The sequence below is a fragment of the Nonomuraea antri genome (assembly GCF_013283785.1).
GTDB classification, from domain to species: Bacteria; Actinomycetota; Actinomycetes; order Streptosporangiales; family Streptosporangiaceae; genus Nonomuraea; species Nonomuraea antri.
In genome coordinates, this window is record NZ_JABCPZ010000071.1 from 20,945 (window position 1) to 44,110 (window position 23,166).

Sequence of the window (23,166 nt, forward strand, 5' to 3'; positions counted from 1 at the left end):
CCCCTGCGGAGACCTGGAGAAGACCTAGTAGCGGTAGTGGTCCGACTTGTACGGGCCCTCCACGTGCACGCCGATGTAGGCGGCCTGCTCCTTGGACAGCTCGGTGAGCTTGACGCCCAGGGCGTCGAGGTGCAGCCGGGCGACCTTCTCGTCGAGGTGCTTGGGCAGCGTGTAGACGCCGATCGGGTACTCCGACGTCTTCGTGAACAGCTCGATCTGCGCGATCACCTGGTTGGTGAACGAGTTGGACATGACGAAGCTCGGGTGGCCGGTGGCGCAGCCCAGGTTCATCAGCCGGCCCTCGGCGAGCACGAGGATCGAGTGGCCGTCCTCGAAGATCCACTCGTCGACCTGCGGCTTGATGGTGTTCCTGACGATGCCGGGGGTCTTGGCCAGGCCCGCCATGTCGATCTCGTTGTCGAAGTGGCCGATGTTCGACACGATCGCCTGGTGCTTCATCTTCGCCATGTGCGCGGCGGTGATGATGTTGAAGTTGCCGGTGGCGGTGACGAAGATGTCGGCGATGCCCACGACCTCCTCGAGCGTGGTGACCTGGAAGCCGTCCATGGCCGCCTGCAGGGCGCAGATCGGGTCGATCTCGGTGACGATGACGCGGGCGCCCTGGCCGCGCAGCGCGTCGGCGCAGCCCTTGCCGACGTCGCCGTAGCCGCAGACCACGGCCACCTTGCCGCCGATCAGCACGTCGGTGGCGCGGTTGAGCCCGTCGATGACCGAGTGGCGGCAGCCGTACTTGTTGTCGAACTTGGACTTGGTGACCGAGTCGTTGACGTTGATGGCCGGGAACAGCAGCTGGCCGTTCTTGTGCATCTCGTAGAGACGGTGCACGCCGGTGGTGGTCTCCTCGGTGACGCCCTGGATGCTCTCGGCGATCTTCGTCCACCGCTTGTCCGCGCCGACCGTGCGGGTGAGCAGGTCGATGATGACGTGCCACTCCTCCGGGTCGTCGGCGGTGGCGGCGGGGACGGCGCCGGCCTTCTCGTACTCGGCGCCCTTGTGCACCAGCAGCGTGGCGTCGCCGCCGTCGTCCAGGATCATGTTGGGGGCGTCGCCGTTCGGCCAGGTGAGCGCCTGCTCGGTGCACCACCAGTACTCCTCCAGCGTCTCGCCCTTCCAGGCGAACACCGGCACGCCCTTGGGCTCGTCGACGGTGCCTTCGGGGCCGACGACGACCGCGGCGGCGGCGTGGTCCTGGGTGGAGAAGATGTTGCAGCTGACCCAGCGGACCTCGGCGCCCAGCGCGACGAGCGTCTCGATGAGTACGGCGGTCTGGATCGTCATGTGCAGGGAGCCCATGATCTTCGCGCCGCGCAGGGGCTGGGAGGCCGCGTACTCCTTGCGTACCGCCATGAGGCCGGGCATCTCGTGCTCGGCCAGCCGGATCTCCTTGCGGCCGAACTCGGCAAGTGAAAGGTCGGCGACCTTGAAGTCCATCTGGTTTCCCCTCGCGTCACGATGGTTGTCGCCGACGAGTTTAGGCCGCGTCGCCGAAGGGCTGCACCCCCAGCACCCCGAAACTGACGTAAGAATGTAAGGATGCGCATCACGGAAGCCGCCCAGCGTCTCGGCATGTCCCCTCGAATGCTCCGCTACCGGGAGGCGCTCGGGCTGTTGCCGCCCGTGCGCGAGCAGGGGGCGCACCGCAGGTTCGGGCCCGAGGAGCTGGCCGCCGTGGCGCAGGGCGTGGAGCTGGAGAAACGGTTCGACGTCTCGCCCGCCGAGCTGGCGTTCGCGCTGCGGGTGCTGAGCGAGCCGGCGGTGGCCGCGGCGGTGCGCGAGCTGGGGGTGCGGATCGGGCGGATCCAGGTGCCGCGCCGGGCGCTGGACTTCGAGAAGGAGAAGGCACTGCGGCTGCTGCGCCCGCCGACGGCCTGACGCCTGCCCGCACATGCGAAAGGGAGCCCCGGGAAGGGGCTCCCTTCGTCGTCTCCCGGCTACCCCGCCGTGGTGGTGGGGGTGGTCTGCTGGCGGTACAGGTCGGGCTCCAGGTAGATCACCCGGGCGATCGGCACCGCCTCGCGGATGCGCCGCTCGGCCTCGTCGATGCCCTGCGCCACCTGGGAGGCGGTGTCGTCGTGCTCGACCGCGATCTTGGCGGCGACCAGCAGCTCCTCCGGGCCCAGGTGCAGCGTGCGCATGTGGATGACCCGCTCGACCTCGGGCGCGCTCTCCAGCGCGGCCCGGATCTGCTCCTCCACGTCGGGCGCGGCGCCCTCGCCGACGAGCAGCGACTTGGTCTCGATGGCCAGCACGATCGCGATCACGGCCAGCAGCACACCGATCATCAGCGTGCCGATGGCGTCCCAGACCGGGTCGCCGGTGACGACGGTCATCGTCACGCCGAACAGCGCGAAGACCAGACCGAAGAGCGCGCCGAGGTCCTCCAGCAGGATGACCGGCAGCTCGGGCGACTTGGAGTGGCGGATGAAGGCGTACCAGGACTGGTTGCCGCGCACCGCGTTCGACTCCTTGATCGCGGTGCGGAACGAGAAGATCTCCGCGATGATCGCGAAGATCAGCACCGCGAACGCCCAGATGGGCGAGCTGAGATCGTGCGGGTGCATGAGCTTGTTGACGCCCTCGTAGAGCGAGAACGCCGCGCCGATCGTGAACAGCACCACGGCCACCACGAACGCGTAGAAGTAGCGCTCGCGGCCGTAGCCGAACGGGTGGGTCTTGGTCCGCTCGCGCTGCGCGCGCTTGCCGCCGAACAGCAGCAGGACCTGGTTGCCCGAGTCGGCCACCGAGTGGATGCCCTCCGCGAGCATCGACGATGACGACGTGAAGAACGCGGCCACGAACTTGGCCACGGCGATGGACATGTTCGCCAACAACGCCGCAACGATTGCTTTCGTACCGCCGCTCGCACTCACCGGTCGTCTCCAGACATAAAGATCAACAACTTAAAGACCTGAAAAGGGATCCTATTGCGAAATCCTGGCCTTCAGCTCTGTGATCGCTGACACTGGAGTCGGATCGATACCGTAGCCCAAGGCCAGGTAGGCGCTGGCGTAGTCGCCGAGCCCGATCAGACCCGCCAGTCGTTCGAGCGGATGGGTGCCCTCCGCGGCCAGTTCGGTGACGGGCACGTCGCGATCCCTGGCCAGCCGCAGCGACGCCTCGCGCCGCTTGGACGCCTGCGGGTGCTCCTCGGAGTCGCGCAGCATCACGAGCCTGAGCGTGCGCCCCTGGGTGTCGGCGAAGATGTCGCGCTCGGCCAGCGGCCCGTCGAAGGTCATCACCTGGTTGTGGTTGACCTCGGGCAGCTCGCCGAAGACGGCCGGGTATTTGGCGTTCTCGTTGAGCTGGCAGGCCAGCCGGTAGCCGGCCACGGCCGCCGCGGGCGACGACCCCCAGATCATCGGCACGCTCTCGGCCAGCTCCATCGCCAGGGACTTGCCCGGGTTGATGAACGACTCGCTGCTCGGCCGGCACCGGTGCGCGAGGTCTTCGAGTGTCTTGGCGACGTCCTCGAACAGGCTCTCGTCGACCTGGACGAGCCCCAGCGAGGCGGCGGCGACGATCAGCGGGACCGTCAGCAGCCACAGGTTCGCCCTGGGCTGGCCGGTGGCCGGCACCGGCACGAACACCGCGGACGCCTGGGTGGCGATCGCCTCCAGCTGGGAGCCGGCGCGGCCGACGGCCAGCAGGGTGCAGCCGCGGCGCACGGCCTGCGTGGCCACCGACAGCGTCTCCTCGCTCTCGCCCGAGCAGGAGACGGCGATGACCAGATCGGTGGCGCCCACCCAGCCGGGCAGCTGGTACGAGCGCAGCGTGGTGATCGGAACCGGGCAACCGTTGCCGCAGACCGCGGCCAGGATGTCACCGGCGATGCCCGAGCCGCCCATGCCCGCGACCACGACGGCGCGCGGGCGGCCGTCTGAGGCCAGCCGGTGCACGCCGGACTCGACCGCGGCCCGGTGCCCGGTGCGCACCTGAGCCGCCGAGGTGGCGACCGCGAGCAGCATGCCGCCGGGATCTCCCTCAGACAGGTGATCCTGGTCGTCGAGCCGCCCGGGGTCCCAGGTCACGGCTTCCTGGCCTCATCGACGAGCAGAACGGGGATGTCATCGCGCACCGGGTAGATCAGCCCGCAGCCGGTGCAGCCGAGCTCGTCCGCCTCGTTCTCCACACGCAGCGGTGACTTGCACGCCGGGCAGGCCAGGATCTCCAGCAGCCAGTCATCGATCTTCACTCTGACACCTTTCCCACAATGGCGAGGACTTCGTCCCTGATCGCCGTCATTTTGCTCTCGTCGGCGGCCTCGGCGTTCAGCCGGAGCAGCGGCTCGGTGTTGGACGGCCGCAGGTTGAACCACCAGCCGGAGCCGGTCACGGTCAGCCCGTCGAGCTCGTCGAACTCGCCGCGGCCCGCGAACGACTCCCGGACCAGCCGGAGCGCCTCGCCCTGGTCGGCGACCGCGCTGTTGATCTCGCCCGTGGCATGGTAGCGGGAGTAGGCGCCGACCACCTCCGACAGCGGCCGCTCCTGCTCGCCGAGCGCGGCCAGCACGTGCATCGCGGCCAGCATGCCGGAGTCGGCGAACCAGAAGTCGCGGAAGTAGTAGTGGGCGGAGTGCTCGCCGCCGAAGACGGCGCCGGTGCGCGCCATCTCGGCCTTGATGAAGGAGTGGCCGACGCGGGTGCGCACCGGGACGCCGCCGTGCTCGCGGACGATCTCCGGCACCCCGGTGGACGTGATCAGGTTGTGGATGATCGTCGCGCCCGGGTACTTGGCCAGCTCGCGGGCGGCGACCAGCGCGGTGACCGCGGACGGCGAGACCGACGCGCCGCGCTCGTCGACCACCCAGCACCTGTCGGCGTCGCCGTCGAAGGCCAGCCCCAGGTCGGCCCCGGTCTCGGCGACCGCGCGCTGCAGGTCGAGGAGGTTCTGCGGCTCGAGCGGGTTGGCCTCGTGGTTGGGGAAGCTGCCGTCGAGCTCGAAGTAGAGCGGGGTCAGCTCGATCGGCGGGCCGTCGAAGACGGCTGGCACCGTGTGGCCGCCCATGCCGTTGCCCGCGTCGACGACCACCTTCAGCGGCCGGATGCCGGACAGGTCGACCAGCGTGCGCAGGTGGTCGGCGTAGCCGGACAGCAGGTCCTTCTCGATCAGCGAGCCCGACGGCGTGGCCGTGATGCCGATCAGCTCGGCCGCCCTGTCGCGGATCTCGCTCAGGCCGGTGTCGCCGCCGATGGGCACCGCGCCCGCGCGGCACATCTTCATGCCGTTGTAGCGGGCCGGGTTGTGGCTGGCGGTGAACATCACCCCGGGCAGGCCCAGGCTGCCGCTGGCGTAGTAGAGCAGGTCGGTGGAGCCGAGGCCGGCGTTGACCACGTCCGCGCGCCGCGAACGGGCGCCGCGGATGAACGCCTGCGACAGCGGCACGGACGACTCGCGCATGTCGTGCGCGACCACGACCGACGTGGCCCCGGTCACCTCGACGAAGGCCGCCCCCACCGCCTCGGCGCTCTGCTCGTCGAACTCGTCAGGAACCACGCCCCGAACGTCGTACGCCTTGAAGATCTTGGCGAGGTCGCCCACTCGTCAGCTCCGCCCCTAGGTCGCTTCTCCGGTGTAAAACGAGCCTACCGGTCACGATGCTGCTGAGCCGACCGGAGAACCCGCAGGTGCCCGCGTCGCCCGACCTCCACCCCCTGGCCGACCGGCTCGCCGCCGGACGGCGTCGGCCTGGCGGCCTCCCTGACCGCGTTGGCCAGCGCTTCGAGGTCGTCGGAGCTGGGCGAGCCGCCGTCGGTGGGCAGCCTGACCACCTCCCAGCCACGGGGAGCGGTCAGCCGCTCGGCGTGTTCCGCGCACAGGTCATAGCAGTGTGGCTCCGCGTACGTCGCCAGGGGGCCGAGCACGGCGGTCGAGTCGGCGTATACGTACGTGAGCGTGAAGACGGCAGGCTGGCTGCACGCGGTGCGGGAACAGCGGCGGACGGGGCTCACGGAGGGACCGTATCTGGTAAGAGTGCGAGGCGCCACTATCTGAGCGCTCTTAACGAGCGTGTCGCCACAATTCGGACACCTGTCGCAGGCTTTCCACCCACATGCACCGATCCCACCTCCCGTCGGCCGCGCGCCGATCACCGGCGGCGGCCGTGCCCCTCCCTTCCTTTCCCTGACGGTCACCTGGCCTAACGTCCTGGCCTGACGTCCCGGCTCACACCCGGCGGGCGATGCGTGTCTCCCTCTAGACTTGCCTCGTGACTCCCAAGCGCGGCCCCAGACGACGCGACCGCCACGGCCGTGGCCTGCGTGGCCCGCTCGCCCCATCGCACGTCCCGATGGCCCGCTCGCGCAGCGAACGTTTCGACGACCTCGTGCTCGACGCGGTCGACCGGCTCCGGCCGCAGTGGGGCAAGCAGCTGTCGGCGGTGGAGTTCGCGGTCGAGGACGTGCCGCCGCTCAGCGAGCTGGGCGACGGCCCCGGGCTCGGCCCCGACCCGATCCCGTTCGGCCGCGCCGACGCCGCCTCGGGCCAGAACCCGGCCTCGATCGTCATCTACCGGCGTCCGCTGGAGGCGCGCTCCCGCGACAGGGAGACGCTCGGCGCCATGGTGCACGACACCGTGGTCGAGCAGGTGGCGACCCTGCTCGGCGTCTCGCCGGAGACCGTCGACCCGGGCTACGACGACCGCCGCTGACCGGCCCGTCCGCTCGCGCTCACGCCTCTTCCGCGCGCTTCTTCAGCGCCTCGTTGAGCCGGGCGAAGTTCCGCTCGGTGCCGTCGATCATCCCGCCCAGGAACGGGACGAGCAGGCCCTTGAAGGTCTCGCTCTGCACCAGGTGGGTGCCGTCCGCGGTGGGGGTCAGCGCGAACTCGTGGGTGCCGTCGAAGATCCCGGGCAGGACGAGCCTGCCGATCCACCGCAGCGACCTGCCCGGCTCCGCGGTGAGCACCTTGGGGCGGAAGGTCATCGGCTTGCCCTTCTCCGGGTGCATGCGCAGCGTCAGCGTGCCGCCCACGACCGCTTCACCCGCCCCTTCCCTGATGAAGGGGTTCCACGTGGTGTAGGCGGCGAAGTCGGTGAGTACGTCCCAGACCCGCTGGGGTGGAGCCTGGATGTCGATCGCGGAACTGATCTGGCGCATGTGCGTTCCCGTCGTCGAAGAATGCCCGGTCCTTGATCGGGGTTGAGGCAGTTATACCGGCAATCAGGGCAGAACGACCCGGGCCGTTTCCGTCAGCGCCGGGACCAGGGTCCACACCCGGGCGGGCGCCAGCGGCTGCGCGGTGATCAGCAGCCCGGACTTGAGCCGTTCCTCGATGACCCTGGCGCCGTACAGCTCGCCGGACACCGGGGTGACCAGCACCGCGAACGCGCCCTTGGCCTTCAGTTTCACGCTTCTGGTCCGGCCGGCGGGCACGTCCAGCTCGACCGGCGCCGCCGCCGCGCCCTTGGCCGGCACCACCTGCACGCGGGCCCGGCCGGGTCCGCCCAGCGCGGTCAGCACCAGGCGCGAGCCCGCGCCGTTGACCGCGACCGCGCTGCCCAGGTTCAGCACGGGGGTGCCGGCGGTGAAGGCCACGTCGGAGCGGTCGCCGGTGCCGGTGATGATCGCGCCGGCCACGATCGGCACGTTCGAGTCGAGCACCAGGGCGGCGGACTCCCCGCCGATGCCGGTGGTGACGTCCACCGCGGCCACGCTGCCGGCCAGGACGTCGGCGCTCTCGCGGCCCTTCATCGCGTACTCGGCGTCCTCGGTGACCGCCTTGATCCGCACGAGGGCGTCGTTCTCGCCGGGGGCGGCGATGAGGAGCTGACGGCGTCCGCCGCCGCCGGGGATGCCGGGCACGACCACGCGCGTGGCGGGCGGTGTGGCGGACGGGAGCCAGTCCACACCGCCGCCGTCGGCCATGGTGGCCCGGGCGGCGACCGCGATCCTGCCGAAGGCGGTGGTGATGCCGACGGCCATCACGTCGGCGGCCGGGGCGAGCGTCTTGAGATCGATCTCGCGGTGCTCGCCGGGCGCGAGCTCCAGGCCCACGCCCTGGTCGCCGGAGACCTGGCCTTCCGCCGCGTGCACCTGGACGTCGAACAGGGCCGGCGCCTTGTCCGCGTTGGTCAGGTACAGCCGCACGTCCGCCTCGGCCGGTCCCGGGCCGACGAGCCAGGTGGTGGCGGCGGGCTCGGTGCAGCGCACCCCGGCCAGGCCGCGTTGCCCGCCCTCGGTGACGCGGGTGGTGTACCCGGCCTCCAGCGCGGCCGGGCCGTGCTTGACGTACGGGCCGGCGTTCTTCATCCGCTCGCCGGACAGCCCCTCCGGCACGCGGACCTGGACCGAGGCGCCCTTCGTGCCCGGGCAGACCGCGGTGACGGACTCGACGGCCACCTTGCTCGGGCCCTCCTGGCGGGGCAGCTGCGGGGCGGGCCTGGTGACGAACGCGACGCCGTACAGGGCGGCCAGGGCCACCACGACCAGCACGAACAACCCGAACCTGTTCTCCACGAACGCCTTCATCAGGCACCTGCCGGCGCGGGCGCGGGCACGCCCAGCTCGCTGGGGTCGCGCCGCCCGGGCGCGGCCAGCACGGCCACGAGCAGTACCAGCGCCGCCTGCGTCCACAGCCACGGCCGGTGCAGTGTGCTCTCCGGCAGCGCGGGCACTCGCGTGACCGGCTCGGTGAGCTGCCACAGCCCGCCGGCCTCCGACAGGCTCAGCCGGCGCAGCGACGGCTGCGAGTCGAGGGTCGCGGCCAGCTCTGACGTGACGGGCGGGGCCACCGCCACCATGGAGATGCCGAGCCCGGCCAGCGTCGCGGCGTCGCTGCCGCCGCGCCCGCCGATCAGCCCGGCCGCCGCCGCGGCCACCCGGGCCCGCGCGTCCGAGACGGCGGGCTCGCCGCCCAGCTCCGCCTCGCCGATCAGCGGCCCGCGCCGGTGCAGGACGGTGAACGCCCGCCCTTCGAGCACCAGCGTCCGCTCCCCCGCCGTGGATCTCGACGCGGCCAGCGCGGGCAGCACGTCGGGCGCGTCACCGGTCAGCGGCCCGGGCACGCCGGACATCACCCAGGACGACGCGGCCAGCACCGGCGTGCTGAACGCCACCGCCACCACCAGGCTCGCGCCGAGCCGCCGCAGCCCGCCGGCCGTGCGCAGTTCGGGAACCAGGCGCGCGGTCAGCCCGGCCAGCACCAGCAGCCCGGTCGCCGCGAACGCCAGCGGCACCCCCGGCCAGCCCGGCGCGCCCGCCACGGGCACGCGGCTGACCAGGATCGCCACCAGCACCCCGTACACGGCCACGCCCCAGCCGATGGCCACCACCATCCGCTGGCGGCGCATGAGCAGCGCGGCCAGCGCGGCGGTGACCAGGCCCGCGGTCACCCAGAACGGCGGCATGCCGGGACCGCCCGGGCTCAGCGCCAGCAGGGACTCCGGCGCGAGCCCGGCCTCGACCAGCGCGGGATCGTGCAGCCCGGCTTCGAGCAGGATCCTGCCCGGGTCGGTGACCAGCTCGGCCAGCCACGGGAACAGCAGCGCCACCGGCACCGCCAGCGCGATCACCATGGACGTCACCACGCCCCGCCGCACCCCGCCGTACGCGACGGCGGCCAGCACCCCGAGCACCGCGAACAGCGGGTAGACCAGCGGCACGAACGCGGTGCCGACGGCCAGCAGCAGCCCGAGCCCCCACGCCGCACGCCGCGCGCGCCGCCGCTCGCCGGACAGCAGGTTCGTGCCGAGCGCGGCGTAGACGGGCAGCAGCACGAACACCACCACCGTGCCCAGCCGCCCGGCCGCGATCGCCCCCGTCGCGACGGGCAGCAGCGCGTACGTGGCCGCCAGCCAGATCCTGGCCGGCACGGCCGGGATGATCCGCCGGGTGGCCAGGTAGGCCGAGGCGCCGGCCAGCGGCACCGCGCCGAGCATCAGGGCGGTGACGGCCAGCCAGGTCTCGCCGAGCGCGAGCGTGGACAGCGCCGCCACCACCGCCACGTACGGCGGCGCCCACCGGGCCGAGCCCAGCCCGACGTCGTGGAACCCCTCGACGTAGAACGTCCACAGGTCGCGCGCGTCGCCGGTGACCGGGACCAGGGCGCCGCCGCCGAGCCGTCCGCCGCCCAGCAGCGAACGCTCGGCCACCAGCGCGATCGCGGTCAGCGCGAGCACGAGCAGCACGCCGGGACGGCCGAGGAAGCGCTTGATCGCCCCGGTGTCGGACGGCGCCACCTCGTCGTCCTCCTCCTCGGCCCCGGCGGCGTGATGGCGGCCGGCGGAGTCCACGGGACCTTCGCCGGCCAGGAAGCTCTGCACCATGTCGGTCAGGCGGCGAAAGGACGCGCTGGGCGGCGTGAGCAGCCGCTTTATCCGGTTATATCCCTTCTTGCGGCCGTGCCTGCGTGCCCGTCTGGCCTTCAGCAGCCGCAGCGGGTGCACCAGGATCGAGCCCAGCGCCACCAGCTCGTCCAGCGCGTTCGCCGGCTGCTTGCCGATCAGGAACAGCAGCGTGCGCAGGATCGAGCCCGCCACGTTGCGCGCCAGCGCCCAGAGCATGGCCAGGAACGGCAGGTTCGCCATCACCACGAAGATCGCGTTACGCCGGTCGAGCCGGCGCGGATGGTCGCCGCTGACCGTGATGCGCCGCCGCCTCCTGGCCGCCGCCTCGGCGTGCCAGGCCACGGCCGAGGTGACGTTCAGCACCTTGTGCCCGGCGTTGCGCACCCGCCAGCACAGGTCCAGGTCGTCGCGGAACAGCGGGAAGAACGGGTCGAGCCCGCCGACCGCCTCCCACACGTCGCGCCTGATCAGCATCCCGGCGGTGGAGACCGACAACACGTCGCGGACGCCGTCGTGCTGCCCCTGGTCGAACTCGCGCGGCTCCAGGCCGGTGTCCCTGCGCCCGGTGCGGTTGACCGTCACGCCCACTTCGAGCAGCCGCCGGCGATCCAGCCAGTCGCGCAGCTTCGGGCCGAGCACCGCGGCCTTGGGGTCGTACTCGGCGGCGGTCAGCAGCGCGTCCAGGGCGCGCGGGTCGGGCGCGCAGTCGTCGTGCAGCAGCCACAGCCATTCGTCGTCGACCCGGGCGGGCAGCTTGTCCAGCACCTCGGCCACGGCCCGGCCGAAGGAGGCCGAGCGGGGCAGCGTGAGCACGTTGGCCTGGCCGAGCGCCTGTGCGAGCAGGTCGGCCGAGCCGTCCCTGCTGCCGTTGTCGACCCCGGCCACCCGGTCGGGGCGGCGGGTCTGCGCGCGCAGCGCGCCCAGCGTCTCTCCCAGCCAGCGGGCGCCGTCGTGGGCGACGACGATCGCGGTGACCAGGGGACGGGACATGGGCGGTGGCTCCAGGGGGGATGATCAGGCGCCGACCACCATACATGCGAAAAAGGGCCACACGGCAGTCCGCGTGACCCCTTCCCCCTTATATCCCTATACGGCCTGGCGCTTGATCCGTCTGCGCTCCCGCTCGGACAGCCCACCCCAGATGCCGAACCGCTCATCGTGCTCGAGTGCGTATTCGAGACACTCGGCACGGACCTCGCACGATCGGCAGACCTTCTTGGCCTCTCGGGTGGAGCCGCCCTTCTCCGGGAAGAACGCCTCCGGATCAGTCTGCGCGCACAAGGCGCGCTCCTGCCATCCGAGTTCTTCAGCGTCAAGCTGATCCTGTGCGATGACCGGATCGGTCACTGCACACCTCCCTGCCGCCCGCCCGCAATGGAGCCCCCCATGGACGCCTTCCTTATTACCCACCCACAGGAAGGCGTAACAACATGGTTGTAATTACACGCGCGTGCCGTACGTGACGTCAAGCGGCATGCCGGTATCCGGGGAAAGACCAGATCTTGCCCCGGTGTGCTTGGCATGTGATGTTCGTGCCGGTCCGAAACTCCACGTGGGACCGGCGCGTTCAACGCTGTCAGCGGTCGGAACCGTACCAGGGCGGGATAGACGCCCGCCCGTTGGCCACCTTCTCTCTAGCCGTCGTTTGCCGGTCCGTTACCTGCGTGGCTCGTTGGGGGTGTATATGGCGGTCGGGTCGATCGGGTCGTCTCCCGGGCGGTGCGGCGGCTCGCTGCCGAGCGCGTCTCCGCGGAAGGCCGAGGGGTCCAATCTCATGGTGGACTCGCCCTGCGCCTCGCCCCATCCGGCCGGCGCCTGGTGGTGCGGCTGGTAACCCTGCGGCTCGTACCCGCCGGGCTGAGGCTGGTAGGTGTTCTGCTGGGGCTGCTGAGGCTGCGCGTGCTGCGGCTGGCCCTGCTGCGGGTTCTGCGCCGGGTTCTGCGGCGCGCTCTGCGGGTGGCCGAACGGGCCGTCGTACGCGGTGGCCGGGCTGGAGTAGTCGGGCAGCCGCAGGTCGGGCTGCGCGCCGGCGGACGAGTGCTGGTAGGTCTCCGCCTGCTGGTAGGCGTCGAGCAGCTGCTGGGAGCGCGGGTCTACGGGCGGGTCGGGCTCCTGGTAGGCGTTCGGCGTCGCGTACTCGTGGCCCGAGTAGCCGGTGAACGGCTGGCCCTGCTGCTCGAAGGCGTTGGGCGCCCCGTAGTACGGCTGCTGCTGCTGGCCGTACTGGGGCTGCTGCTGGTCGGGCTGCGGCGGGAACGGGACGCTCGGGCTGGTCTCACTCGACGGGTACGAATCCTGCGCGAAGCCGCCCTGCTGACCGTACAGGTTGGGCTGGCTGTCCGCGGGGACGTACGGCGCCGGCTGGTACTCGGCGGCCTGCGGCTGCGGCTGCTGGTATCCGGCGTCGGGCAGCGTCTCCGACGGGGTGTAGCCCTGCTGCTGGCCGTAAGCCTGCGGCTGGTAGCCCGGGTCCGGCTGCGGCTGGTAGGCGGCATCGGACTGCGGCTGGTAGCCGGAGTCCTGCTGCGGCTGGTAGCCGACGTCGGACTGAGGCTGGTAGGCCGCGTCAGGCTGCGGCTGGTACGCGGAGTCCGGCTGCGGCTGATAGCCGGAGTCGGGCTGCGGGTGGTAACCCGAGTCGGGCTGCGGCTGGTAGGCGGAGTCCGGGTGGGCCATGTCCGCGGGCGCCGGGGGCAGCGCGGCGCGGGCCGGCTGGTACGGCTGCTGCTGCGGCTCGGGCTGCGGCGGCTGGTAGGCGGCCTGGCCGTCCTGCGGCGGGGCGTAGGACTGGCCGTTGGGCGCCGACGGCGGCGCGTACGACGGCTGGCCGAACTGCTGCGGCTCGGGCTGGCCGGCGGGCGCGTAGGGCGCGGGGTCTGGCTGGCCGCCATAGCTGGGCGGCTGCGGCGCGTAACCCGGGCCCTGCTGGCCGAACTGCTGCTGGGGCTGCGGTTCCTGCTGACCGAACTGCTGCTGGGGCTGGGGTTCCGGCTGGCCGCCGAAGCTGGGCGGCTGCGGCTGGTAGCCCTGCGGCTCCGGCTGGCCGGCCTGGCTCGGCGGCTGCTGGCCGTACCCGGGGGCGCCAGGAGCGGCGGGGGCGGCGGCCTGCTGGCCGAACGCCTGCTCCTGCGGCTGTCCGTACGCGGGGGCCTGCTGGGGCTGCTGGCCGTAGAACGGCGGCTGCTGGCCGAACTGGGGGTTCTGGCCGAACTGGGGGTTCTGGCCGAACTGCGGCCGGCCGAACCCGGGCGCGGCCTGGCGCTGGGACATGGTCTGCGCGAGCACGTAGACGAGCGCGAGCGCGGTCAGCGTCAGCAGCGGCACGCCGGTGAGCAGGAACGCCACGGTGTCACCCGCGTCGTTGCCGGCGAAGAGCCCGAACAGGAACGCCAGCGCGCCGAAGCCGGCCGCGATGCCCAGGCCGCCGAGCGCGCCGAAGGACACCAGCTTGGCCTTGGGCGACGGCTCGCCGACCTTGGTCAGCATCAGCACCGAGCCCAGCAGCAGGGCGGTCGAGACCGGGTTGACCAGGCTGCCGAAGGAGTTGAAGGCCCGGTCGGCGAAGGACACCGAGGTCCCGAACGGTCCTGCCGCGCTGAAGACGATGCCGACCACGGTCGTCAGCACGTTCATCAGGCCCGCGACGAGCATGGCCCAGGCGGCCGGCTCCCTGAGCCGGACTACGTCAACTTTGCTCACAAGTACCCCCAACGGACCCTTTGGCCCGAAGGGAGTTTGCCACATCGTTGACTTCCTCGGCGGGAGTCCCAGGAACCTCTTCTATCCCAATTGCCATCAAACCCGGCATTCTTCGTCATGGAGCGGTGTAAAGCTGACTCCAGAGATAGGGATGTCAGAGGCCGGTGAAAGACTGGGCCGCATGCACATCGTGTCTCTCGCCGGCGGCATCGGCGGCGCCCGTTTCCTGCGTGGCCTGCGCGCTACCGCGCCTGACGCCCAGATCACCGTGATCGGCAACACGGGCGACGACATCACCCTGTTCGGGCTGCGCGTGTGCCCCGACCTCGACACCGTCATGTACACCCTGGGCGGCGGCATCGACGAGGAGCAGGGCTGGGGCCGGGCCAAGGAGTCCCACGTCGTCAAGGAGGAACTGGCCGCCTACGGGGTCGAGCCGCAGTGGTTCGGCCTGGGCGACCGCGACTTCGCCACGCACATCGTCCGCTCGCAGATGCTGGAGGCCGGCTACCCGCTCTCGCAGATCACCGAGGCGCTGTGCACGCGCTGGCAGCCGGGCGTGCGCCTGCTGCCGATGACCGACGACCGCTGCGAGACCCACGTGGTGATCGACGACGAGCGCGGCCGGCGGGCGGTGCACTTCCAGGAGTGGTGGGTGCGCATGCGCGCCTCGGTGCCCGCCGAGTCGATCGCGCTGGTCGGCGCCGACACCGCCAAGCCCGCCCCGGGCGTGCTGGAGGCCATCGAGCAGGCCGACGTGGTGATCCTGCCGCCGTCCAACCCGGTGGTGAGCATCGGCACGATCCTGCAGATCCCCGGCATCCGGGCCGCGATCGCGGCCAAGACCGTGGTCGGCGTCTCGCCGATCATCGGCGGCGCCCCGGTCAGGGGCATGGCCGACGCCTGCCTGACCGCGATCGGCGTGGAGACCTCCGCCCAGGCGGTGCTCGACCTGTACGGCTCCGACCTGATCGACGGCTGGCTGGTCTCGCCGGAGGACGCGGGCGTGGCTCTGGAGGGCGTGCGGGTGATCGCCAGGCCGATCCTCATGCACGACACCGTGGCCGCCGCCGACATCGCGCGCACCGCCCTCGACCTGGCCGGTGAGCTGGCCGGATGAGCGGTTCCCCGAGCCGATCCCCCTTCCCCGCACGACCCGAGGAGCCGCACCCGATGACCACCCCCGCCCGCTTCGAGGTGCTCGCCGTGCCCGGCATCGGCGAAGTCCGCCCTGGAGACGACCTGGGCGCCCTGTTCGCCGCGGCCGAGCTGCGCGACGGCGACATCCTGGTCGTCACCTCGAAGATCGTCAGCAAGGCCGAGGGCCGCGTGCGGCAGGCGCCCGACCGTACGCAGGCGATCGAGGACGAGACCGAGCGGGTGGTCGCCAGGCGCGGCGACACCGTGATCTCCCAGACCAGGCACGGCTTCGTCATGGCCGCGGCCGGCGTCGACGCCTCCAACGTCGAGCCCGGCACCGTGCTGCTGCTGCCCGACGACCCCGACGCGTCGGCCAGGCGCATCAGGAAGGCACTGACCGCCAGGGTCGGCGTGATCATCTCCGACACGTTCGGCCGGCCGTGGCGCAACGGGCTGACCGACGTGGCGATCGGCGCCGCGGGCGTGCGCGCGCTCGACGACTTCCGCGGCACCGAAGACGGCTACGGCAACCCGCTCAGCGTCACGGTCACGGCCCTGGCCGACGAGATCGCCGCGGCGGCCGAGCTGGTCAAGGGCAAGCTCGCGGGCGTGCCGGCGGCCATCGTGCGCGGCCTCGGGCACCTGGTCACCGACGACGAGGGGCCCGGCGTGCGTCCGCTGATCAGGCCGGCCGACGAGGACCTGTTCAGGTTCGGTTCGCGCGACGTCGTCTTCGCCCGCCGGACGATCAGGGAGTTCTCCGCCGAGCCCGTCGATCCCGAGGCGGTGCGCAGGGCGGTGGCGGCCGGCATCGCGGCGCCCGCGCCGCACCACACCACCCCGTGGCGGTTCGTGCTGGTCGAGTCGGCCGCCAAGCGGGTGGAGCTGCTCGACGCGATGCGCGAGGCATGGATCGACGACCTGCGCGGCGACGGGTTCACCGAGCAGTCGATCGCCAAGCGGGTCAGGCGCGGCGACGTGCTGCGCAACGCCCCGTACCTGGTGGTGCCGTGCCTGGTGATGGAGGGCTCGCACACCTACCGCGACGACCGGCGCAACGCCTCGGAGCGGGAGATGTTCATCGTGGCGACCGGCGCGGGGGTGGAGAACTTCCTCGTCCAGCTCGCCGTGGAAGGGCTCGGCTCGGCCTGGGTGTCGTCCACCATGTTCTGCCGTCCGGTCGTGCGCAAGGTGCTCGACCTGCCCGAATCGTGGGATCCGATGGGCTGTGTGGCCGTGGGCCACGCCGCCGCGCCGCCGCGCGATCGGGCGCCGCGCGACCCCGATGACTTCATCGTGAAGCGGTGACCGACGTTCCATAACGTCTGACACCCCTATCGGCGATATGGTCAACACACCATTTACCGTTAGGAAAGTTTCCTTTACATTTGGATTATCCCCCCATGTAGAGGAGCCACTTCATGCGAAGGTTGCTCACGTTAATCGCCGTGGTGGTGATCGCCGTCGCCACCACCCTGTTCAACACCACGCCGGCGTTCGCCCACGGCTACGTCAACTCCCCACCGAGCCGGCAGGCCAACTGCGCCCAGGGCAAGGTGTCGAACTGTGGCCCGGTCATCTACGAGCCGCAGAGTGTCGAGGGTGCGAAGGGTCAGCGCAACTGCCACGCCGGCGACTCGCGCTGGGCCCCGCTCAGCGACGAGAGCAAGTCGTGGCCGGTCGCCGCGGTCAGCTCCACGGCCAGTTTCACCTGGACGTTCACCGCCAGGCACGCCACCCGCGACTACGAGTACTACATCGGTAGCACCCGCGTGGGCTACGTGGCCGGCAACGGCAGGCAGCCCCCGTCGACGGTGACGCACTCGATCAACTTGTCCGGTTTCTCGGGCAAGCAGCGGATCCTGGCCATCTGGAACATCGCTGACACGCCCATGGCGTTCTACTCCTGCATCGACGTGAACATCGGCGGCACCCCCGGTACCCCGACGTCCACGCCGACCGTGACGTCCACGCCGACCTCCACGCCGACCGTGACCACGACCCCGAGCGGCACGTGGAAGGCCGGCACCGCGTACGCGACCGGTAACACGGTCACGTACAACGGGTCGTCGTACCGTTGCGTCCAGCCGCACACGGCGATCGCCGGCTGGGAGCCGCCGAACGTCCCCGCGCTCTGGCAGAAGATCTGAGCCATGGAACAACTCCGTGACGTCGTGGTGTCGTTGTTCCGCATCGTGGTCGGCCTGCTGTTCGCCTGCCATGGGGCCGCGACCCTCTTCGGCGTGCTCGGCGGCCCGCCCAGCGGGACGATTCCCTCTGTCGGCGCGTGGCCACACTGGTGGGCGGGGGTGATCGAGCTCGGCGGCGGAAGTCTCGTCATGATCGGGCTCTTCACCCGCGCCGCCGCCCTGCTCTGCTCGGGGACGATGGCCTACGCCTATTTCACCGTTCACCTGCCCAAGAGCTTGTTCCCGCTGACCAACGGGGGCGAGCTCGCCGCGATGTTCTCCTGGTCGTTCCTGATGCTGGCGATCTTCGGCAGCGGAGCTTGGTCGCTGGACAAGCTGGTGTCTCGATATCACCGGCAGCGCGCGAAAGCGGACGCGGACACAGACGCGGACGCCAACGCGAACGCCTAGCGGCTATGACCCCTGAGGGGGCGCGGTCGGCGCGTCCCCTCAGGCGGCCGGTTTGCAGCTCGGGTGGCAGAGCCTGCGGGCCAGGGCGGCGAGGAAGACGTCGATGATCTCGCCGGGCTCCCGTGCCACGTGCAGCGAGCCGTTCGTGGCCGCGGTGATCCGCGCCAGGCCGTCACGGTCCACCCCGTCGCCGCCGAAGGCGATGACGATGATCTGTACGGGCTTGTCGGGATTCCATTCGTCACGCAGCCGGTCGAGCAGCCCGGCCAGCGCCAGGCCCTTGCCGTCGTCCCGCCCAGCGGTGATCACCAGCAGCGAGTTGTTCATCTCCGGCCGGTAGTCGCCGGTCATCTTGCGGAAGCCGCTGAGTATCGCGTCGTGCAGCGAGCTGTCGCGCCCGGGGTGCGCGGTCAGAGTCGCCGTCAGCTCGTCCAGCCTGCCGCGCCGCACCTGCTGACCGGTGTCGGGCGCGTTGATCGGGCCGAGCCCCACCCGCTCCTGGTAGCCCTTGGTACGCCCGAGCCCGCCGGCGAACTCCCACAGCCCCATGCGCGTGGACTCGGGGAACAGCCGCAACCCGATCTTGGCCGCGTCCAGCGCGACCTGCAGCCTGGTGCCGTCCTTCATCGGCTCGGCCATGTGCTTCGAGGTGTCGGCCAGTACCAGGATGTTGGTCGGCGGGGCGAGCCTGCTCCAGGCGCGCAGCGCCTCGTCGATGTCCTGCGGCGAGACCGACTGCCTGGTGCGCGGGGTCTCGCTGGGGATCTGCGGGCCCGGCGAGATCGGCCCCTGGGATCCGTCGCCCGATCTGAACCCGGCGCGTCGCATCACGTCCTGGGCCTGCGGCCCCTTCAGCCAGTCCGCGAACGCCCGCGCCGCCTTGGCCCTGGCCGGGTCGGTGGCGGTGACGACGTACGGGTAGTCGAGGTTGATCGTGCCCTCGCGCGGGTGCAGCGCGACGACCGGGTCGGCGGCGGGCCGCAGGTTGTGCTGCCACACCGACTGCTCGGGCACGATGACCACGGGACGCCGCCAGAACGAGCGGTCGTCCACGGCCGCCAGCATGGTCCGGTAGTCGGGGGCCGAGCCGGCCTGCGCCCAGCGCACGAACGCGGTCAGCGCCTTGTCGGCCTCGGGCCCGGTGCCGACGACGTCCCTGGCCGCGGCCACCGTGGCGATGCCCGCGCCGGCCAGCGAGGGGTCGGGCACGCGGACGACGTCCGGCTCGCCGCTGCCGGGCGTCAACCGGCCGCGCGCGGTCGGCGGGAAGACCATCCGCCAGTTCATCTCGGTCTTCCCCACCGAGAACGTCCGCGCCAGCGACGACCGCGTGGCGAACACCAGCGGCGAGGTGGCCACCACGGTCTCGCCCGCCGACAACCCGGGTGCGGCGCGCTGACGCGCCAGCCTGATCCAGGCGGAGGAGTCGGCGATCCAGCCGTCCGGCCGCTCGCGCAGCACGCCCGCCTCCTCGCCGAGCACGGTACGCAGCACGGTGGCCGGCGGCTGCTCGGTCACCTGGACCAGCACGCACCGCCCGCCCACCGGCGTCTTCGACTCGTTGAACCGCCCGGCGGCCTCCATCACCGCGGGCGCCACGTCGACCGCGGCGGCCACGCTGACGAGAACAGGCTCTCGTGTGGCGCACAGGGCGCCGCCGCCGCCGAGCAGCACGACCAGGATGCCGGCGACCGCGGCCACGACCGTGAGCCCGGCCAGCATGCCGCGCTGGAGCGCCTTCCTCCGTCGCTGCTCAGGAGTCAGCGCGGCGCGGTGTCGACCCAACCGCAACGGTGAACCTCTCTCCGGTGGAGTGATGATTCTCCCAGCGACTCCCCTGCCGGGCGCAAGCCCCTATTGGAACTTGTTCTAACTTGGCGGCCGGCTCCGGCTAAGCCAGCGGCAGCCGCCTCCTGACGCTCTGGCACACCCCGTCACTGGCCTCCGACGCGGCCAGCCGCTCCGCGCTCGGCGTGCCGTACTCGGTGGTGCGCTGCCGCACCGGCCGCCCGGTGACCTCGACCATCTCGCGCAGCTCGCTGATCGTCTTGTACGAGCCGTTCTCCGACCCGGCCATCCTGCTGATGGTCTCCTCCATCAGCGTGCCACCGAGGTCGTTCACGCCGCCGGTGAGCACCTGGCGGCACAGGTCGTCCCTGAGCTTGACCCACGAGCACTGGATGTTCTTGATCGCGCCGTGCAGCAGGATCCTGGCCAGCGCGTGCACCGCCCGGTTCTCCCGCGCGGTCGGCCCAGGCCTGGCCACCCCGGCCAGGTAGATCGGCGCGCTGGTGTGCACGAACGGCAGCAGCACGAACTCGGAGAACCCGCCGGTCTGCTCCTGCAGCCGCCTGATCAGCTTGATGTGCCTGACCCAGTGCAGGTGGTTGTCCACGTGCCCGTACATCATCGTGGACGTGGTCGGGATGCCCACCCGGTGCGCGGTGGTGATGACGTCGATCCACTCCTTGGCGGGCAGCTTGCCCTTGGTCAGCACCCAGCGCACGTCGTCGTCCAGGATCTCGGCGGCCGTGCCGGGCAGCGAGTCGACGCCGGCCTCCTTGGCGGCCCGCAGCCACTCCTCGATCGACAGGTTGGTGCGGCTCGCCCCGTTGATCACCTCCATCGGGGAGAACGCGTGCACGTGCATGCCCGGGGTGCGTTCCTTGACCGCGCGGGCGATGTCGAAGTACGCGGTGCCCGGCAGGTCGGGGTGGATGCCGCCCTGCATGCACACCTCGGTCGCGCCGGCCGCCCACGCCTCCTCGGCCCGGTCGGCCACCTGGTCCAGGCTCAGCGTGTACGCGTCGGCGTCGGTACGCCGCTGGGCGAACGCGCAGAACCGGCAGCCGGTGTAACAGACGTTGGTGAAGTTGATGTTCCGGTTGACCACGTACGTGACGTCGTCCCCTGCGGCCTCCTTGCGCAGCCCGTCGGCGATCGCGGCCAGCTCCTCCAGGGCGTCGCCGTCCGCGCTGAGCAGGGCCACGGCCTCGTCGTCGCTCAGCCCGGCCGGGTCGGACTCCGCGCGCCGGATCGCCGCCCAGACCTCGCCGCCCAGCGCCACCCCGGGAGCCGCGGGGAGACGGTCGCGCAGGGCGTCCCAGTCGCCGTAGACGTGGTCGAAGTCGTCGCGCCGGTCGTTCGTGCGGCCCTCGGTGTCGACCTCCACGTGCAGGTCCACCCGGCCGGAGGCGGCGAAACCGCCGTCGGGCTCCTGCCACGGCAGGCCCTTGAGCACGGCGTCCTCGCGGGCCAGCCCGGTACGCGGGTCCACCAGCGCCTGGACGTGCGCGAACAGCCGCGGGTCCAGCCAGGGCTCGCCGGCCTGCACGTACTCGGGGTAGATCGTCAGCCGCTCGCGCAGGCTGAACCCGGCCTCGGCGGTGCGTGCCGCCAGTTCGTCGATCTGCGGCCAGGGACTTTCCGGGTTCACGTGGTCGGGGGTCAGCGGCGAGACGCCGCCCCAGTCGTCGATGCCGGCCCTGATCATCAGCTCGTACTCGGCGTCCACCAGGTTCGGCGGGGCCTGCAGGCGGATCTTGGGGCCGAGCACCAGGCGTGCCACGGCGATGGTGGCGGCCAGTTCCTGCAGATCGGCGTCGGGCATCCCGCGCATGGCCGTGTCGGGCTTGGCGCGGAAGTTCTGCACGATCACCTCCTGGATGCCGCCGTACTCGCGGGCCACCCGGCGCATCGCGAAGATCGACTCGGCCCGGTCCTCGACCGTCTCGCCGATGCCGATGAGGATGCCGGTGGTGAACGGCACGTTGCTGCGCCCGGCGTCCTCCAGCACGCGCAGCCGCACCGCCGGGTCCTTGTCGGGCGAGCCGTAGTGTGGCTGCCCCTTCTCCTCGAACAGCCGCCGCGACGTCGTCTCCAGCATCATCCCCATGGACGGCGCCACCGGCTTGAGCCGCTGCAGGTCGCGCCAGCTCAGCACGCCGGGGTTGAGGTGCGGCAGCAGCCCGGTCTCCTCCAGGACCCTGATCGCCATCGCGCGCACGTACGAGAGCGTGTCGTCGTAGCCGTGCGCGTCGAGCCACTCGCGGGCCTGGTGCCAGCGGTCCTCCGGACGGTCGCCCAGCGTGAACAGCGCCTCCTTGCAGCCCATGGCCGCGCCCTGCCTGGCGATCTCCAGCACCTCGTCCGGGCCGAGGAACGGGGCGGGCAGCTTGTGCGGCGCGGTGGCGAACGTGCAGTATCCGCAGCGGTCCCGGCAGAGCCTGGTCAGCGGGATGAACACTTTCCTGCTGTAGGTGATGATCCCTTCACGGCCGACGGCCTGGAGCCCGGCGTCCCTGACGCGGGCGGCGTGGTCGAGGAGCGAGTCGAGGTGCTCGTCCCGCGCGTGCAGCAGCACGGCGGCCTCGGTGACGTCGAGGGCCTTGCCGTCGCGGGCACGGGCGAGAGCGCGGCGGAGCGCGGAATCACTGACGAGACTCATAACCCGCACACTACGACGGGCTGGGTTCCTGAGCCGCACTCAGGGGTGGGTCAGAACGATCTGTAGTCGCGCACCGACATGCGCGGCCCCCGCGCGGGCGGGCGCAGCCCGGTCAGCCCGATCAGGATCGTGGCCCGGTGCCGGTGGCCGCGATACGGCTCGAGCAGCCGCATCATGCCGGGGTCGTCGGTCTTCTCGCCGGTCAACGCATAGCCGACGATCTTGGCCAGGTGGAAGTCGCCGACGCTCACCGCGTCGGGATCGCCGAACACCCGCTGGCGCACCTCCGCCGACGTCCACACGCCGATGCCGGGCAGGGCGCGCAGCAGCCGGTCGAGCTCCTCGGTGGTGGCCGCGGCCTCCAGCTTGGCCGCGTGCCAGGCGGCGGTGGCGATCGTCCTGGCCCGGACGGCCTCCGCACCCGAACGATGCCAGTGCCAGATCGGGATCTGCCGCCACACGGCCGGCTCGGGGATCACCCGCATGCCGTCGGGCGCCGGGCCAGGCGCGGGCTCGCCGTAGACCTTCAGCAGCCACCGCCAGGCCCGCCACGCCTCCTGGCCGACCACCTTCTGCTCCAGTACGGCCGGCACCAGGGACTCCATCACCCGGCCGCTCCGGCCGATGCGCAGGCCCACGTGCTTCCTGGCCACGTCGGCCAGGACCTGGTGCCTGACCTGGAAGCCGGAGACGTCGTCGGCGGCGCCGAGCAGCGCGGGCATGCGGTCGAGCATCCACGCCGCGCCCGGGCCCCACGCCTGGCCGTGCACCCGGGACGCGTGCACGCTCACGCGCAGGGAGCAGGGGCCGTCGGGGGTTCTGCAGGTGCGCCAGATCGCGCCGTCGCCGGTCTGGCGCCAGGTGGGGTCGCCGGTGCCGCGCTTGTGCGGGGCCAGGGCCAGCCCCACGTCGAGCGGCCCATCGGGCTCCCACCAACGCTCCATCACCCGTCCAGTGTGCCCGCCCCCACGCGATGC

The 23,166-nt window shown here is 71.6% G+C and carries 20 protein-coding genes; 6 read left to right on the forward strand and 14 right to left on the reverse strand.

The genetic code is table 11. The features are described from left to right. Positions 1-24 precede the first annotated feature (24 nt). Positions 25-1,452: an adenosylhomocysteinase gene (gene ahcY, locus HII36_RS23460; protein WP_173525386.1), complete on the reverse strand. Its 1,428-nt coding sequence runs from the start codon at positions 1,450-1,452 to the stop codon at positions 25-27. 102 nt (positions 1,453-1,554) lie between these two features. Between ahcY and HII36_RS23465 the strand changes: the two genes are divergently transcribed. After that, a complete protein-coding gene (locus HII36_RS23465) occupies positions 1,555-1,893 on the forward strand; it encodes a MerR family transcriptional regulator (RefSeq protein ID WP_173525387.1) in 339 nt (112 codons plus the stop codon). A 59-nt stretch (positions 1,894-1,952) separates the two neighbouring features. Here the strand turns inward: HII36_RS23465 and HII36_RS23470 are convergent, their stop codons facing one another. Genes HII36_RS23470 through HII36_RS23490 form a run of 5 tightly spaced genes read right to left on the reverse strand, consistent with a single transcriptional unit; the run spans position 1,953 to position 5,969 of the window. Further along, entirely contained in the window at positions 1,953-2,891 is a 939-nt protein-coding gene (locus tag HII36_RS23470; RefSeq protein ID WP_173525388.1) for a cation diffusion facilitator family transporter, read from the reverse strand. A 51-nt stretch (positions 2,892-2,942) separates the two neighbouring features. After that, positions 2,943-4,049 carry a bifunctional phosphoglucose/phosphomannose isomerase gene (locus HII36_RS23475; RefSeq protein ID WP_328807841.1) on the reverse strand — a complete coding sequence of 369 codons (1,107 nt, stop codon included), beginning with the start codon at positions 4,047-4,049 and terminating at the stop codon, positions 2,943-2,945. Beyond that, positions 4,046-4,213, reverse strand: coding sequence for a Trm112 family protein (locus tag HII36_RS23480; RefSeq protein WP_173525389.1), 168 nt, complete (start codon positions 4,211-4,213; stop codon positions 4,046-4,048). Before HII36_RS23480 ends, HII36_RS23475 begins: the two co-directional genes overlap by 4 nt. Then, a complete protein-coding gene (locus HII36_RS23485; RefSeq protein ID WP_173525390.1) occupies positions 4,210-5,559 on the reverse strand; it encodes a phosphomannomutase/phosphoglucomutase in 1,350 nt (449 codons plus the stop codon). The genes HII36_RS23480 and HII36_RS23485 overlap by 4 nt, the downstream gene beginning before the upstream one ends. A gap of 44 nt (positions 5,560-5,603) precedes the next feature. Further along, positions 5,604-5,969, reverse strand: coding sequence for a DUF3499 domain-containing protein (locus HII36_RS23490; protein WP_173525391.1), 366 nt, complete (start codon positions 5,967-5,969; stop codon positions 5,604-5,606). A 257-nt stretch (positions 5,970-6,226) separates the two neighbouring features. Here HII36_RS23490 and HII36_RS23495 point away from each other — a divergent pair, with 257 nt between their 5' ends. Then, positions 6,227-6,667 carry a metallopeptidase family protein gene (locus HII36_RS23495; protein ID WP_328807842.1) on the forward strand — a complete coding sequence of 147 codons (441 nt, stop codon included), beginning with the start codon at positions 6,227-6,229 and terminating at the stop codon, positions 6,665-6,667. A gap of 19 nt (positions 6,668-6,686) precedes the next feature. Here HII36_RS23495 and HII36_RS23500 read toward each other — a convergent pair whose 3' ends face one another. From HII36_RS23500 to HII36_RS23520, 5 genes are all read right to left on the reverse strand, one after another. Continuing rightward, the gene (locus HII36_RS23500) at positions 6,687-7,115 is read right to left on the reverse strand and encodes an SRPBCC domain-containing protein (RefSeq protein ID WP_173525392.1); all 429 of its coding nucleotides are present in this window, start codon (positions 7,113-7,115) and stop codon (positions 6,687-6,689) included. Between the two features lie 63 nt (positions 7,116-7,178). After that, on the reverse strand, positions 7,179-8,486 hold the full coding sequence (locus HII36_RS23505) for a DUF5719 family protein (RefSeq protein ID WP_173525393.1): 1,308 nt from the start codon (positions 8,484-8,486) through the stop codon (positions 7,179-7,181). Further along, positions 8,486-11,293: a glycosyltransferase gene (locus HII36_RS23510; protein ID WP_173525394.1), complete on the reverse strand. Its 2,808-nt coding sequence runs from the start codon at positions 11,291-11,293 to the stop codon at positions 8,486-8,488. Before HII36_RS23510 ends, HII36_RS23505 begins: the two co-directional genes overlap by 1 nt. A 96-nt stretch (positions 11,294-11,389) precedes the next feature. Beyond that, positions 11,390-11,650 (reverse strand): WhiB family transcriptional regulator, encoded by a 261-nt coding sequence (locus HII36_RS23515; protein WP_020546325.1) that lies wholly within the window; start codon positions 11,648-11,650, stop codon positions 11,390-11,392. A gap of 309 nt (positions 11,651-11,959) precedes the next feature. Then, entirely contained in the window at positions 11,960-14,002 is a 2,043-nt protein-coding gene (locus HII36_RS23520) for a hypothetical protein (protein WP_173525395.1), read from the reverse strand. Between the two features lie 181 nt (positions 14,003-14,183). On the opposite strand from HII36_RS23520, the gene cofD reads away from it, so the two are divergent. From cofD to HII36_RS23540, 4 genes are all read left to right on the forward strand, one after another. Further along, positions 14,184-15,122, forward strand: coding sequence for a 2-phospho-L-lactate transferase (gene cofD, locus HII36_RS23525; RefSeq protein WP_173525396.1), 939 nt, complete (start codon positions 14,184-14,186; stop codon positions 15,120-15,122). A gap of 53 nt (positions 15,123-15,175) precedes the next feature. After that, positions 15,176-16,450 (forward strand): coenzyme F420-0:L-glutamate ligase, encoded by a 1,275-nt coding sequence (locus HII36_RS23530; RefSeq protein WP_173525397.1) that lies wholly within the window; start codon positions 15,176-15,178, stop codon positions 16,448-16,450. 113 nt (positions 16,451-16,563) lie between these two features. Beyond that, on the forward strand, positions 16,564-17,292 hold the full coding sequence (locus HII36_RS23535) for a lytic polysaccharide monooxygenase (protein ID WP_173525398.1): 729 nt from the start codon (positions 16,564-16,566) through the stop codon (positions 17,290-17,292). A 3-nt stretch (positions 17,293-17,295) separates the two neighbouring features. Continuing rightward, entirely contained in the window at positions 17,296-17,742 is a 447-nt protein-coding gene (locus HII36_RS23540) for a DoxX family protein (protein ID WP_173525399.1), read from the forward strand. A 39-nt stretch (positions 17,743-17,781) separates the two neighbouring features. On the opposite strand, the gene HII36_RS23545 is transcribed toward HII36_RS23540, so the two are convergent. From HII36_RS23545 to HII36_RS23555, 3 genes are all read right to left on the reverse strand, one after another. Continuing rightward, entirely contained in the window at positions 17,782-19,533 is a 1,752-nt protein-coding gene (locus HII36_RS23545; RefSeq protein ID WP_236003793.1) for a substrate-binding domain-containing protein, read from the reverse strand. Positions 19,534-19,633: 100 nt separating this feature from the next. Further along, entirely contained in the window at positions 19,634-22,189 is a 2,556-nt protein-coding gene (locus tag HII36_RS23550) for a bifunctional FO biosynthesis protein CofGH (protein WP_173525400.1), read from the reverse strand. Positions 22,190-22,239: 50 nt separating this feature from the next. Next, positions 22,240-23,133 (reverse strand): DNA-3-methyladenine glycosylase family protein, encoded by an 894-nt coding sequence (locus HII36_RS23555; protein ID WP_173525406.1) that lies wholly within the window; start codon positions 23,131-23,133, stop codon positions 22,240-22,242. Positions 23,134-23,166: the final 33 nt, after the last annotated feature.